Source organism: Vibrio sp. Y176 (assembly GCF_033438945.1).
Genome location: NZ_JAWOQS010001277.1, coordinates 1 through 502, shown reverse-complemented (window position 1 = coordinate 502; position 502 = coordinate 1). Strand labels below are relative to the sequence as shown.

Below are 502 nucleotides of genomic sequence, written 5' to 3'. Positions count from 1 at the left end.
CACATGCGCTTGTTTTCCTGGATGGATCAAGTCAATGTCTTGCGGATTGACTCTTGCTTCAACAAGCAACTTATCATCTTGAGGCACTAACTCTAACAACGTTTGTCCTGAACCAATAACCCCCTTTTCAGTGAACACTTGCATGTTCACTACGCGGCCTGAGATTGGCGCATTGATTGAAGTTCTAGCCACCACATCTTGAGCAGATCGATACTCTTCACGAATGGCAACGACTTCTTTTTTGGTATTCCGCAACTCTTCGACGATTTCATTCAATCTTTCGAGCTTTAACTCTTCTATCTTAGCTTGGTTCTCGTCTAACCTTTTCCCGACGGTTAAAGATTGCCGATCAAGCTGACTTAGAGTACTGCGAACCTCTGCGGCAAGCCGTTTGAGTTGCAACAAAGTGGATTTGCCAGAAAACCCCTTCTGGACCAAAGCTTGGTTACTTGCAATTTCTTCTTCAATAAAGTTGAGGCGTTCTCTTTCGATGACTTTGGTT

1 protein-coding gene is annotated in these 502 nt (G+C 44.0%); it reads right to left on the bottom strand.

Features of this window, described 5'->3' with window-relative positions; genetic code table 11:
* A partial coding sequence (locus tag R7O13_RS31385; RefSeq protein WP_318305804.1) for an HlyD family efflux transporter periplasmic adaptor subunit occupies positions 1-502 on the bottom strand: 502 nt, incomplete at both ends.